At 67.0% G+C, this 12,067-nt stretch carries 14 protein-coding genes, 1 pseudogene and 1 other annotated feature; of the genes and pseudogenes, 9 read left to right on the top strand and 6 right to left on the bottom strand.

Annotation, left to right across the window (positions count from 1 at the left end):
• From A8G15_RS32000 to A8G15_RS24040, 4 genes are all read left to right on the top strand, one after another.
• A partial coding sequence (locus A8G15_RS32000; RefSeq protein ID WP_342671593.1) for a zinc-binding dehydrogenase occupies positions 1-168 on the top strand: 168 nt, incomplete at its 5' end.
• Positions 169-316: 148 nt separating this feature from the next.
• A complete protein-coding gene (locus A8G15_RS24030) occupies positions 317-1,225 on the top strand; it encodes an SDR family oxidoreductase (protein WP_068165420.1) in 909 nt (302 codons plus the stop codon).
• A gap of 311 nt (positions 1,226-1,536) precedes the next feature.
• Positions 1,537-1,893 carry a hypothetical protein gene (locus A8G15_RS24035; protein ID WP_068165422.1) on the top strand — a complete coding sequence of 119 codons (357 nt, stop codon included), beginning with the start codon at positions 1,537-1,539 and terminating at the stop codon, positions 1,891-1,893.
• A gap of 57 nt (positions 1,894-1,950) precedes the next feature.
• On the top strand, positions 1,951-2,175 hold the full coding sequence (locus tag A8G15_RS24040) for a hypothetical protein (protein ID WP_068165424.1): 225 nt from the start codon (positions 1,951-1,953) through the stop codon (positions 2,173-2,175).
• A 134-nt stretch (positions 2,176-2,309) separates the two neighbouring features.
• Here A8G15_RS24040 and A8G15_RS24045 read toward each other — a convergent pair whose 3' ends face one another.
• Positions 2,310-3,347 carry a hypothetical protein gene (locus A8G15_RS24045; RefSeq protein ID WP_068165426.1) on the bottom strand — a complete coding sequence of 346 codons (1,038 nt, stop codon included), beginning with the start codon at positions 3,345-3,347 and terminating at the stop codon, positions 2,310-2,312.
• A 70-nt stretch (positions 3,348-3,417) separates the two neighbouring features.
• On the opposite strand from A8G15_RS24045, the gene A8G15_RS24050 reads away from it, so the two are divergent.
• Complete coding sequence (locus A8G15_RS24050) at positions 3,418-3,777, top strand: hypothetical protein (protein WP_068165428.1); 360 nt, start codon at positions 3,418-3,420, stop codon at positions 3,775-3,777.
• A gap of 28 nt (positions 3,778-3,805) precedes the next feature.
• Positions 3,806-4,018, top strand: a complete 213-nt coding sequence (locus tag A8G15_RS24055) for a hypothetical protein (protein ID WP_068165438.1) — start codon at positions 3,806-3,808, stop codon at positions 4,016-4,018.
• A gap of 196 nt (positions 4,019-4,214) precedes the next feature.
• On the opposite strand, the gene A8G15_RS24060 is transcribed toward A8G15_RS24055, so the two are convergent.
• Both A8G15_RS24060 and A8G15_RS24065 read right to left on the bottom strand, forming a co-directional pair.
• On the bottom strand, positions 4,215-6,989 hold the full coding sequence (locus A8G15_RS24060; protein WP_068165441.1) for a DUF4132 domain-containing protein: 2,775 nt from the start codon (positions 6,987-6,989) through the stop codon (positions 4,215-4,217).
• Between the two features lie 167 nt (positions 6,990-7,156).
• Complete coding sequence (locus tag A8G15_RS24065) at positions 7,157-7,525, bottom strand: hypothetical protein (RefSeq protein ID WP_068165447.1); 369 nt, start codon at positions 7,523-7,525, stop codon at positions 7,157-7,159.
• A gap of 491 nt (positions 7,526-8,016) precedes the next feature.
• Between A8G15_RS24065 and A8G15_RS24070 the strand changes: the two genes are divergently transcribed.
• Together A8G15_RS24070 and A8G15_RS24075 are read left to right on the top strand one after the other, a co-directional pair.
• Positions 8,017-8,409: a hypothetical protein gene (locus A8G15_RS24070; RefSeq protein ID WP_068165448.1), complete on the top strand. Its 393-nt coding sequence runs from the start codon at positions 8,017-8,019 to the stop codon at positions 8,407-8,409.
• Positions 8,406-9,152, top strand: a complete 747-nt coding sequence (locus tag A8G15_RS24075; RefSeq protein ID WP_068165449.1) for an RES domain-containing protein — start codon at positions 8,406-8,408, stop codon at positions 9,150-9,152. Before A8G15_RS24070 ends, A8G15_RS24075 begins: the two co-directional genes overlap by 4 nt.
• A gap of 123 nt (positions 9,153-9,275) precedes the next feature.
• Here the strand turns inward: A8G15_RS24075 and A8G15_RS24080 are convergent, their stop codons facing one another.
• On the bottom strand, positions 9,276-9,689 hold the full coding sequence (locus tag A8G15_RS24080; protein WP_068165450.1) for a hypothetical protein: 414 nt from the start codon (positions 9,687-9,689) through the stop codon (positions 9,276-9,278).
• 116 nt (positions 9,690-9,805) lie between these two features.
• Between A8G15_RS24080 and A8G15_RS30120 the strand changes: the two genes are divergently transcribed.
• Entirely contained in the window at positions 9,806-10,984 is a 1,179-nt protein-coding gene (locus A8G15_RS30120; RefSeq protein ID WP_245687978.1) for a hypothetical protein, read from the top strand.
• A 4-nt stretch (positions 10,985-10,988) separates the two neighbouring features.
• Here the strand turns inward: A8G15_RS30120 and A8G15_RS24085 are convergent.
• Together A8G15_RS24085 and A8G15_RS30810 are read right to left on the bottom strand one after the other, a co-directional pair.
• Positions 10,989-11,798 (bottom strand): annotated as a pseudogene (locus A8G15_RS24085) (IS3 family transposase); the annotation flags it as partial.
• Positions 11,706-11,837 (bottom strand) — a sequence feature (AL1L pseudoknot). (Overlaps the previous pseudogene by 93 nt.)
• The coding region (locus tag A8G15_RS30810) for a transposase (protein ID WP_156665535.1) at positions 11,795-12,067 on the bottom strand (273 nt) is incomplete at its 5' end. It overlaps the preceding feature by 43 nt. The pseudogene A8G15_RS24085 and the gene A8G15_RS30810, both read right to left, overlap by 4 nt.

Here is a 12,067-nt window from a genome sequence, read left to right on the forward strand (position 1 = left end):
ACCCCGTACTGGGGCACCCGATCCGAGCTGATGGAGGTCGTGGACCTGGCCCGCGCGGGCCGCCTGGACATCCACACCGAGACGTTCACCCTCGACGAGGGCCCCACGGCCTACCGGCGGCTGCGCGAGGGCAGCATCCGCGGTCGCGGCGTGGTCGTCCCGGGCTGAAACCCAGCGCGCACTTGACCTCCTGGATTCCTAACAGGTCATCTGGCGGGGAGATCCGCCCTCCCTGATCTACGGGTTCTGACCATTGCTTCCCGTCCGTTCCCCATCGGCTCTTCCATCTCGGGAGCTCGGCTCCTATCGTGGAACGATGGACACCACCTCCATTCTGGAGGACAAGGTCGCGCTGGTCACCGGTGCAGCCCGCGGAATCGGTGCACACACAGCGCGGGCCCTTGCCCGTCGCAATGTCCGGCTCGTGCTGGTGGATCGGGATGCCCAACCACTGCACGTACTCGCCTCCGAACTCGGATCCCAGCTCGCGGTGGCGGCGGTCGCCGACGTCCGGGACCTGCAAGCCCTCGAGAAAACGGTTGCTGCCGGCGTGGACCGCTTCGGCGGCATCGACCTGGTGCTGGCCAATGCAGGAATGGGCTGTTACGGGTCGGTGGCGCACATCGACCCGACCACGTTCGCGCGAGTCATCGAGGTCAACCTCATCGGTGTCTTCCACACCGTCCGGGCCGCGCTACCGACGCTCGTCGATCGCCGGGGCTACGTTCTGATCGTCTCGTCGATGGCGGCGTTCCTGCCCGGCCCAGGACTGTCTGCTTACGCTGCCAGCAAGGCAGGAGTCGAACATTTCGCGAGCTCTCTCCGCCTCGAACTGATGCCGCAGGGTGTCGACGTCGGATCGGCGCACATGACCTGGATCGACACCCCCTTACTTCGGGACGCCCACGCGGATCTACCAGCCTTCGCCGACATGCTGGCAACGCTGCCCGGCCCGCTCAGGAAGACCCTGCCCGTCGAGGTGTGCGCGGACACATTCGTCGAAGCATTGGCAACACGTAAACGGCGGGTCTACGTCCCGAAGTGGGCGATGGCATTGGCTTGGCTCAAACCGGTCCTGACAATGCCACTCGTGGAGCGTGTGAACGCGAAACGCAGCGGCCTGGGGTCCGGTTCGGAGTCGTTCCTCGAAGCGGCGGACCGGCAGGTAGCCGAACTCGGCCGCAGCACCAGCGCCCGCACCATTCCGGCACCTCCCGCCGGATAGCCGTCGTCGCAACGACATCCGACCCACACACGGAAATCCATCCCCTGTACTAGCCTCGATTCGTACCGCAGGCTCTCGACGCGGACCCGAGGTCGAGACGCGTGACATCACCGGCGAGGACCGGTGGTATTCATCGAATAGAACTGGATCGTGGCCTCTGAGGATTCAGCCACAGGGGAGCCCGTCGGCGCCGACGTGGAAATCGACCCGCTATCTGTTCGGCAGCACTCTCTGGGACACACTGTGCATCGGGCAGAACGGGGTGTGGACGGTTCGGCTGCAGGCCGAGGCTGGTGGAGTGAGGAGCAGGGATGTACGGAGTGTGGAGGAGCCGGGAGCATTTTTCGGTGCCTGGATCGAGTCCGGCTGCGACTTCAGTTGATGTGCACGCTCTCGCCGATGCCGCGCGCCGCGCGGGCGGCGTCGTTCGGGGTCCGGCGCCGGTGATCGCCGAACGTGTCGCCGGCGTGTGGCAGTTGGTGTTCTTCGCCGAGGCGGACCGGTTGCGGGAGATTACCCGGGTGCAGGGCCGAAAGTACGAGGGGGTGCGCGCGGGCAGGTTGCGGTGGTCATCGACGATGCGTGCTGTTCCTCCAGCGTCGGAAACCACGGCGCCGACACGTGATCTCGACGCTTCTGAGGCTCAGACCGGGCTGGAGCAGTGGTGAGCTGAGCCGGGAGGGTCATACCAGCCCGTTTCGCATTCTGATCTGTACCGTTCGGTGATGAGCACCGCCCATGCGTACGAGGTCTACACCCTCGAACTCGGCCCCTACGACAGCCTCGCCGAGCTGCACGGCGAACTGTCCAACCACGCAGGCACCTTCGCCAACGAAGTAGCTGTGACCGCAGACGCCGTCGTGATCTCGATTTCGCATTCGGTCATCGCGGTCGACGGACGCTGGTGGGCCTCGGTTGTCACCACGACCGACGAAGGCGTCGATCCCTGATCGCGGTGTTATCGACCGGTACCCCCTATGGGCTATGAGCAGTGATAGAGGGGGCTGTACCGTCCCGCGCCCCAGAGTGATCGAGCGCCGAGGATCCGATGTTCGGGGCGGTGCTGTCTGCATCGGATGGTCCTTCACCTCACAGGTGCCGGCGCCCAGGGTGTGTCGCCTGTGCGTTGCCATTCGACGGGCCGGCCGTCGACTCGGACCAGGCGCGAGTCGAGCCAGAAGGTAGCGTCGGGATCCCATCCGGCCAGGACACTGGCCCCGGTGTGCGTGGTCAGCGGGAGCGCCAGCCCGGGTGTGGTGAGATACCCGAGCACGGTCAGGTGCACCGCGTCGTAGTCGACGCTCACCGCTGCCCAGTCCGGCTGATACCACTGCAGATGCTCGCCGGTGGCCTCGTACCAGTCGGAGCGCCGCGACGCCGGCACCGCCAGGGGATACGCGTCGACCAGGTGAGTCCAGGCGTCGGGGTCGGTGATCTCGTAGATCCGTGCCGCGTCGTCGACATGCACCGGCCACACCCGGGCGCGGCGACCGTCGGAGATGTCGTATTCGGCGAGCAGCAACTCCACCGCACCCAGCTTTTCCCGTGCGCGGCTGGTGACCCGGACTCTGCTCGGGACCGGGGTCGACCACCACTCGCCGCTGATCTGGCGTTCGGGTTCGGCGTCCAGAAAGCGGCGGAACCGATCCTCGGTGTCGAGGACATGCCGCCGCCAGGCGGGTAGGTCGGCGTCCTGGTCCTGGTTGTTCCAGAACGTCTCGGACCATTTATCGGTGGAGGTGTAGCGCTTCTGCACTGCTCGTTGGCATGTCGGAGCCATCGGCGTGCTCCACCACCGGGTGTGCTCGCAGGTCAGTACCGCCTCGACGATTGGTCTCGAGGCGGTGACGGTAGCCGGATCGGCGAACCAGAGGTCCTCCTCGTCCGGGGGTTGCCAGTACCGCGCGAAATCCGTTGCCCGGCCCAACGCGTCTAGTACGTCGAGTTCCGGCAACCGGGCGACGGCCTGAGCGTCGACGGTGGCCAGGACGTCGAGGGCATCTGCCCGGGTGAGGGGTTCGCGGTAGTTGCTTGCTCGCTCGTCGGTGCTGCACGCATAGCCGAGGTGGGCGGCGAACCGCCGGCCCCGGGGTGAGGCCAGCACCTGCTCGACGATATCCATGTCGACGAACCTACCGCGACGACCACCAGGGCAAACCCCGTCTCGAGACACAAAAACGCTAGGGTGCGCTATGCCGGAAATCGCGCGCCGGCGGCGAACACAGCCGCCCCCGCCGCACATCGTCTACCAAGCCCTGATCGACCCCGACCGTGATCCGAGGCGCCCGTGGTTGATTCTGCGCGAGGACGAACAACGCCCCGAGGTCGTCGAGATGGTCGAGCCGGCTCTGGTGGTGTGGACCTCGATCTGGCCGTGGCGCCGCGACGCACGGATCCGGTTCGAGCTCTCGGGATCTCGGCGCAGTAGCACCACCGTGTGCTGGATACTGACGGTCGACGACCCGGTACCGGACGATGAGACGATCCTGCGGATGCGCAAGCGCGTGAACGAGCTCATCAACGCCAATCTGCGCTCTACGTTCGGTCAGTAGCTTCGCGCTCTCACCTCACGAGGCTGCGATGGCAACACGCGGGGTCACGATCTCGCTGTGGTTCGGCGAGATCGTGGGGGACTGCTGCTCGATCGATCGCGACAACGACGCCAGTTTGGCGCTGATCCGCAAGTTTTCCGAGTTCAGAGAAGACGGCGACGAGAGCGACGAGAAGTCGTTGTTCTTCAAGCACATCCGGAGGAGCGGGGCAACGGGTCGTAAGGTCGAGGCATTGGGTTGAGGTGTGCTCGTCCGGTGGCGCCTCGGCCGAGGTCGGCGCTGGCGATGGACCCTGCGACAGCAGCCCGACGGGTCCCGATGTCCCGGAGTTGTTCCGATGATCACGAGGTCCCCGAAGGTATCGGGCTACGGGGATGGTTTCCGCGATGCGGTTGCCGCTGAACATGATCCGACCGGTGTCACCGCCTTGGTTGTGCTCATGTTGTTGCGGGGGTGTGGGTGGAGGCGAGGTCGATGAGGTCCCGCAGTGTTTCGGATGTGTCGACGCGATGCCAGTGGCCGAGGGGTCGGGGGTTGACGGAGATGTCGACGAGGTATTGGTCGGGGAACATGGTTGGTGCGCCGACGGAGATGCCGGGGAAGAACGAGACGGTGACGGTGCCGGAGGGCAGGGTTCTGCTGGTGCTTATCTGCATGCCGGCGTCGGCGGGTTCTTCGCGAACCCATCCATTGCGTTCCAAGCCGATCAGTGCGGCGGCGGGCACGTGCAGGCGTTCGAAGCGGGTCAGGCGCAGGTCGGTGCGGTCCAGCCCGGTGGCCTGGTACACGGTGCGGTGGAGTTGTTCGAACGGCTGCGCGATTTCGAATCGGGTACGCCATGCGGTGAGGGTGTCGCCGAGCTCGCAGGGATGGACGAGTCCGATGACCTCCTCGTCGCCGGCGGAGACCACGATGTCGTCGAGGTCAAGGAAAGCGTCGTCGTCCGAAATGCGGAAGGCTGCGCGCAGTTGCTCGCCAGTGGAGGTATAGATACCCCACACCAGTCGCCGCACGAGATGGATCAGCAGCGGGTGGTCGACGAAGAAATCGGTGAATTCGATTGTGGTCCAGCGTCGGCGGGTGACCATCGCCTGCTCGAGGCGGACGATCTGATCGCCGGCGACGGGTTTGAGATTCTTGCGCAAGGCGGCGAACCGGGCGTATGCGGTCGAGGCGAGGTCGGGGTCGTCGCCGGCGGCGGGTTTGGGCAGTGTCTTACGTACGCGGCCGGTGGCGTCATAGAGGATCGGCCGCAGGTGTTCGTCGAAGTCGAAGGTGAACGAGCGCGGCCCATAGTTCAGGTGCAGCGCGTCGGGGGTGTCGAGATCGAAGGTCGGGACGAGGCGGTCGCCGAGTTGGTCGGTGGTCAGGCCCAGGTCGACGGCGATCTGCTCGATCTTGTCCTGCGCAGCGGTTTTCAGGGCGGGGAATTTCAGTTTCTCGGAGATGGCGTGCAGGTGCAGCAGGGCGGTGTCGGTGCCGATCTGGGCGAGGGCATCGAGGCCGGCGACAGCGCGTTTGTGGGCCGATTGGCCCGGCCAGCTGCGGATCAGGGGACTGAGCATGGTCACGGTATCGTCGTCACCGACGAGTGCTTGCAGGGTAAGGATCCAGCCCTGCGCCGCCGGATATCCGGCGTGGCGCCACTGCTCGAACACTGCCCGCGCCCACTGCGCCAGCGTGGGCGCGTCGAGTTCGCCGATCACCTGCTCGATACCGGCGTACACCACATCCGGCTGACACAATGCCGCCATCAGACACAGATTCGTGACGGCGTCGAGCGGCAACGCGTCGTCGCCGCCGCGTGCATGGAGAGCCGGGAGCAGTTCCGGGCGCAGCCACGACGGCAGGGCCGGCATCCGGGCGGGCAGCCGCAACACCGGATCGGTGGTGAGCAGCGTGTCGATCACCTCGGCCGCCTCGCGCCCGTATCCGGCCGCGGCTGATCGGACGGTGTCGCCCCAGCCGATGCTGTGCAGATACAGCAGGGCAGTCTCCGCGGCCGTGCGCGGCGGTCCGGGGGTACCGACCGCGGCGGGAATCAGATCATGCGCTGCGGTGGGGGCGTGCCGCTCCAGCCACTGCTGAGCCGCAGCACGGGTGGTGCGGCGGGTGCACCAGGTGGCCATGAGCGCGGCGATCTCGCCGCCTTCGACCGGCAACAACGCCTCGATGTGGCCGACCGGTTTGGAGCGCACCGCCGCGAGCACGTAGCCGATCGCCTCGGTGTCGAACCGGCCCAGGATCCGTTGCAGGTCGGGCAGAGCGCGCCACACGAAACCGGGCTGTGCGCCGTGGAGATAGGGCCGGATCATCTCGACCGGGGCCTGCGAAAAGGTCTCGACCCTCAAACCTCGCGGATGCCGCAGAGCGGCCTCGATATGTGCCCGCCAGCCCGAGCCGGGACCGATCGGATAGCGGGGCGCAGTCTGCGTCCACCGCTGTCGTTCCCCGGCGCGCCAGCGCGTGCACACCGGAGTGGGGGAGGACTCGACCGAGACAGTGACCGGTTTCGGTCGGCGATAGCCCACCCACGGGGGCGAGGCCAACAGCGCCGGCACCCGGCCGACCGGGACGTCCGCAGGGACTACGGTGTCGGAGGTTTCGGGGGACAGTTCGGGGTGGGTGCGCACATGGTCGTCACGCAGGCGCTGGAGTCCGCGTTCGGTGAACAGGCGCAGCGCCCGGCGGGGGAAGCGGTCCGCGGCGGCGAGCACCGAGCGTTCGACGTTCTTGCGGCCGAGGCGATCGAGCAGCAGGACGAACGCCTCGTCGGTAGGCATATGGGACAGATAGTCGTAGATCTTGTAGCGGTTGGCAGCCGAGACGTTGCCGTCGGCGATCTCGGCGAGCAGCGGCGCGCACGCCGGCCCCAGATGACAGACCAAGCTGGGCAGGACCGCTTTGCCGGTGCCGATCATCCAGATCAGATGCCCGCGGTCGTGGCCGGCGTCGATCGATGCGTCGATGAGCCCGTCGAGTTGGTCCATCGTAGTGATCGATCCGAACAGCGCCTGCCGGTAGCCGTCGAGATCGCCCCAATGATTACGCGGGGGGATCGCCGCGATGGCGGCGTCGACCCACTCCTGCCGGGATGGGAGCAGGTAGACGATCATGGCGTCGACCGCCCGGGAGCGGCCCCGCAGCTGCGCGAATGCTTCCACCAGGGCGGTGTAGTCGTCGTCCGGCAGGGCGGCGACCAGACGCCGCAAGCGGATATGGGGATCCCACGGCCGGAATCCTTCGACTTGCCCACCGCGACAGCGCGTCGTCACGATGGGGCCTTGGATCAGGTCGGGGGCGACAGCGCCGATGGCCGGGGGTCCCTCGTAGGCCGGTCGGCCATCGGAGGGGGTCGACCGTGCCACCCCGAGTTGTGTCATCGATGCGACCAGTTGCGCTGCCCCGGCGACCCCGAATCGGGTGACCCACAGATCCAGCAGGAGTAGTGCCCCAGAGGGTGTAACTCGGTGGCCGAGACCAGTGTGCGATTCCGTGTGTGCACGAGTACATTCGGTGCTCCGGTGAGGGCGGCGCGCCCGTGCGTAACGAGGGCCGGATCGGAATCGGGATTGTCCAGCGCCGTGGCGACGAACTCTGTTGCGTCGTCGTAGGTCCTCGCTGCCCGGGCGGCGGCATCGGCGGACACCCGCTCGCGGGGAGCCGGGCCGAGTCCTCGGATCGGCAAGGCTGTGCCCCACCAGCGGGTCGGTACAACCCAGCGGTCCTCGTCGGTAGCGGTGTCCATGCCGGCGATTGTTACCGATGGTACCGACACCACGGCCGCCGACGCGCCACTGAGACAAATACAGGCCTTACATCAGGTGAGATGTCGGGCGGCGGGTCGATCCACCTCGCCTGGCCGCCGGAGAGCCCGAACCCGTGGGATGAGCACGGCCCCGGCCGGCTGTAGCCCCTGTATGCGCCCATCGCGGAGGCACCGGCAGCGGCCGGTCGTGCAGGACCGACCCGCCGGTACCCCAGCCGGGATGTCCCCGCACCCACGGCGCGCGGGGACGTGTCATCTGCACAGCTCACAGCACATCTTCGGGCCGCGCAGCGGGTCAGTCGGCGCTCTGGCTGTGCTGGCGGGCACGCCGGTAGGCGTAGGTGCAGGCGGCCGAACGCCGGACCTGTTCGGAGCCGTCCACCCCGGCGCAGTCCCACGCCGTCGCTCAAGGTGGGAACCTCGACGGCATCAAGACTGTGATTTACCATGTGATCAGGAGGTGGATTGCTATGACAACCGCACACCCACGCCCCGACCTCGCCGCCTACAACGACGCCGCCCGCATGAGCCAATCACAGCTGGTCACCGCACTGCGCGACCTGCTCGGCGCCAAGCTCGTCGCCTACCTGGGCAAGGTCAAGGAAACCCGCGCGGTCCGCCAGTGGGCCGAAGGCACCCGCACCATCAACAACGACACCGACGTCGAACGCCTGCGCATCGCCTACCGCGCCGCCCGGCTGATCGCCGAACGCGACACCCCCGCCGTGGCCCAAACCTGGTTCCAGGGCCTGAACCCGATTCTCGACGACCGACCGCCGGCGCTGCTGCTGCGCGAAGGCGAGCTGTCCGACGTCGGCCCGAAGGTCCTCGCCGCGGCCCGGCAGTTCGCGGCGGTCGGATGAGCGCACCGGACCGAACGCTGATCTCCACCTCGCGCGGCGATGTCCGCTGCGTCCACGTCGGCGGTGTGGCCGCCTACCGGGTGGGCTACCCGCCGACCTCGTGGGAGTGGACACCGTGGGAGTTCGCCACCGACGGGCGCTTCACCGGCCGCTGGGACGATCCGGCGGGGGTGTGGCGAACCCTGTACGTCGGGGCGACTCGCCTGTCCTGCTATCTCGAGGTCCTCGCCTACGCCCGTACGAGTGAGGAGCTCAGCGCCGCGCTCGACGAGATCGTCGACGACGACGAGGGCGAGTTCCCCACCATCGCGCCGGGTCGTGTCCCGCGGTCGTGGATGTCGTCGCGTGTTACCGGCAGCGGCACGATCACCGGATGGTTCGTCGTGCCCGGCGACCCCGAGTCGGTGGCCACCTTGCGAGCCCTGTTCCGGCCCCACGCGATCCGGCTCGGTCTGCTCGATCTCGACACCGCGGCGATCCGCGACGGTCGCCCGCGTGCCCTGACCCAGGCGATCTCGCAGTGGGTCAACACTCTTTCCGATCCCGGTGGTGAGCCGGTGGCCGGCATCGAGTTCGAGTCCCGGCACGGTGACGGGTTGGTGCTCTGGGCGCTGTACGAGCGTCCCGGTGACGGACCGGTCAGCAAGAACGTCACGGTGCTCGACTACGGCCCCGTCGAGGAGCACGACCCCGATCTGATCGAAGCGATGCGCCTGCACAACCTGGTCTGGGAAGACGACTGAATCATCGCCTCCCCGCGCGGCCGCCGCGGTATTCCTCCGGGCGGACCGGTCCGATCCGCGCCACCTCGTTGTATGCCCTATGGGCTGTCAGCAGAACCGGCCGGCCCTCGTCCTGATCGGCACTCAGCTGAACAACGCAGCCAGCCACGCCGCGGCGAGCAGCACGTCCGGTCCGCGAAGCCATTGCCGAAGCAGATCGACCGGGATTTGTCCCACGGCGGTTTCCAGGATCAACCCGTCATAGCTGATCGACGGCCGGGTGCGTACTCGGCACGCGGCCGCGCAGCCCCCGACCAGCCCGATCGCCAGCGTCGTCACTGTGCCACCGGTCAGGAGCGTCATGGATATCGCGGCCAGTACCGCGGCCACACCCGGCACGACGGTCAGCGGCCACCGTATCCGCCGGTCGTCGACACCGAGCACGGCACCGAAATCGCGGTCGCGCAGGACATCCCGGAGCCCCGCACTGAAGATCATCGCCACGACGACGACCGCGGCCAGGTACAGCACGGCCACCGCCGATGGTGTGGTCACCATCGGCGCAACACTCGCCGCTCCGATAGCGCAGATCGCCGGCGCCAAGGACACCGGCCGACTTCGTCGAAAGAATGACTCCGTCTGCTGAGTCCGGTGGCGCCCCCGACCGTGCCGCCATGACCGACATGATCGAACTGCTCACCACGCGGTTCGCAGAACCCATCGCGGTCTACCGTGACCTGCTCCGCGGCCTCGCCGCCACCGGAGAGCCCCCATATCGCCAGTCGGTACTGCTCGACACCCATCCTGTCGAGGGGCCGTCGTTGACGACGCCGCACCTGCGGATCCAGGTGAGCTACAGCTATCAGGACGCCGACGAGCTGGGATCATTCCCTGCGGATATGAGGCCGGTGTGTGTGCGGATCCATGTGCAGGGCTATCCCGATAAGTATCCCGACCGGCGGGCAGCGGGCTCCGATCTGGTCCACGAGTACCCGGCCGTCGAACCGGAAGCGTGGGCGCGTGCGGTGCTCGGCCGACAGTGGTCGGATTATGCGTACCAAATGATCCGCCGGACCGATGTGGACCGGCGTATGCGCACCAGCCTGATCTACACCCAGCCGCTGTTCGTGGTGTTCGTCGCCTCGGACGGCGCCCCGGTGCTGGCCCCGGACAACATTGCCTGGAACCGGTTGTGGCTCAAGGTCATCGACGCCCGCAAACTCGATCCGGATCCCGGATCGAGGGCACTGCGGGACCATATTGCCCGGGTCGGTCCGTACGCCCCGACCGCAGGAATCCGCCATCCCGACACTGAACCCGACGGCGGCTGGCGCCTGGAGGTCACCGGTGTGCCCGTCGACCGGCTCACCGACACCGCGGCCGAGACGGTGCGCGCACTGCGCAACGGTATCCGGGTCCGCGGCAGGATCGCCAAGCAGTTCCGCCCGATTCGACTACACGTCGAACTCGACCACGTGGTGGTGTACTTCAAGTGGGCCCGCAACCCGAACACCTTCGCTGTGACCATGCATCCACCCCAGACGGGCGACGAGCTTGCCGGTCCGCCCTGGCACACCCCCGCCGCCGTCGCCGGCACCATGATCTCGGGATGGCAAGAGGAGCTGTGTACAGGTCTGCTGGTTCGCGGTACCCGACGCCGCGACGGTGACACCATCTACATCTCGGCTCCGCCTTCAGCCCCGGTCCACCCAGAATTGTTGCGCCCCGGCTTCAGTAGAGGCTCTCGACGACCCGCTCGGTTGTTCCGGCGGGACTATGTGAATCGTAGTAGGACTGTTCGGCTTCGACGGGCGAGATCATCCCGATCTCACCGTGCAACCTCCGGTGATTGAACCAATCGATGTACTCGGCCACCGCAATTTCGAGGTCATCGATAGAGCGCCACGGTCCCTTGTTACGGACCAGCTCGGCCTTGAACAGCGAGTTGAACGCCTCGGCGAGGGCGTTGTCATACGAATCGCCGCGGCTGCCCACCGAAGCGACCGCGCCGGCCTCGGCAAGGCGCTGGGTGTAGCGGATAGCTCGATATTGAGCTCCGCGGTCGGAGTGATGTATCAACTGCGACAGGCCCTGACCTGCATGCTCGCGGGTCCAGATGCCCATCTCCAATGCATCGAGTGCGAGATCGGTGCGCAGACTCGTCGACAACTGCCATCCCACGATGCGGCGTGAGAAGACGTCGATGACGAACGCGGCATACGTCCATCCGGCGAACGTGCGGACATAAGTTATATCGGCGACCCACAGCTGGTCCGGTGCTGAGGCGGTGAATCCGCGGTTGACCAGGTCAGCAGGCTTGTCGGTGTCCGCTGCGGCGATCGTGGTCCGGGGGTTCTTCGACCGGGCGATGCCGCGTAACCCTTCGGCGCGCATCAGGCGCTCGACGGTGCACCGGGCCACCCGGACACCCTGCCGCTGCAGCTCCGCATGGACCTTGCGGGCACCGTAGACGGCGTAGTTCTCGGCGTGGACCCGGTGGATTTCTTCGATCAGTTCCGCGTCGCGGACCGCCCGCGCTGAGGGTGGACGGGTCTTTGCTGCGTAGTACGTCGACGGGGCGATCTGCACACCGGTCCGAGTGAGGACTCTGCAGATCGGCTCGACCCCGTGACCGGCCTTGTGGGCGTCGATGTAGTCGACGATCACTTGAGTTTGCGGTCGAGCTCCGCTGCCGCGAAAAACGCCGACGCCGTCTTCAGGATCTCGTTGGCACGGCGCAGTTCTCGGTTCTCGCGTTCGAGTTCGGCGATCCGTTTCGCCTCGTCCGTCGTGGTGCCGGGGCGGACACCACCGTCGATCTCGGCCTGACGAACCCAGGTGCGCAGGGCCTCGGGATGGATGCCCAACTGCTCGGCGATCCGCTTGATCGCTCCTGTCTTCGATCCTGGATCGCGGCGTGATCCCTCCCGGCGTTT

Source organism: Rhodococcus phenolicus (assembly GCF_001646785.1).
Classification (GTDB): Bacteria; Actinomycetota; Actinomycetes; order Mycobacteriales; family Mycobacteriaceae; genus Rhodococcus; species Rhodococcus phenolicus.